Here is a 581-nt window from a genome sequence, read left to right as displayed (position 1 = left end):
ACACAAATCTATTGGTTCTGTTAAGGTAGCTATATGCTGTGTATTATCAATGATTTCCACAGCGGGCGGTAAAATAATGTCTCGAGCAGTTATATATCCAGGACCTTGGACACAAATAAGCGCGTTGCGCGTTCCATATAGATTACTTCTTAATACAATCTCGTTCAAATTCATTAAAATTTCATGTACTGATTCTTGAATACCTGCTATGTTAGAATAGTCATGTGGTATGTTCTCAGATTTTGCACGTGTAATACATGTTCCTTCTATTTCTCCAAGCAAAGCTCTTCGCATCGCAATGCCTATTGTGTCGGCTTGACCTTTCATAAGTGGAGACAAAATAAAGCGTCCATAATAAAGACGCTTACTGTCTGCTCTTGATTCAACACACTTCCACTCTAGTGTCCGAGTAGATACTGTTACTTTCTCTCGAACCATAGTAATATTATTTGATCAGATCATTGAATCATTTATTTCTCTTGAAATCTCTTCAATCTTTATATTTACACACGTCTTTTTTTAGGAGGTCTACAGCCATTATGTGGCATAGGGGTTACGTCCTGTACAAAACTTAATAGTAT

The 581-nt window shown here is 36.7% G+C and carries 2 protein-coding genes; both read right to left on the bottom strand.

Annotated features, from left to right (window positions below; all coding sequences use genetic code 11):
• Positions 1-438: DNA-directed RNA polymerase subunit alpha (locus tag DLK05_RS19140; protein WP_148114126.1), on the bottom strand; the 438-nt coding region annotated here is incomplete at its 3' end.
• 65 nt (positions 439-503) lie between these two features.
• Positions 504-581: a 30S ribosomal protein S11 gene (gene rpsK / locus DLK05_RS19135; protein ID WP_127345102.1), complete on the bottom strand. Its 78-nt coding sequence runs from the start codon at positions 579-581 to the stop codon at positions 504-506.

It is taken from the genome of Ancylomarina longa, from assembly GCF_003996985.1.
GTDB classification, from domain to species: Bacteria; Bacteroidota; Bacteroidia; order Bacteroidales; family Marinifilaceae; genus Ancylomarina_A; species Ancylomarina_A longa.
The sequence above is the reverse complement of the archived record's forward strand: the minus strand, read 5'-3'. Positions and strand labels throughout refer to the sequence as shown.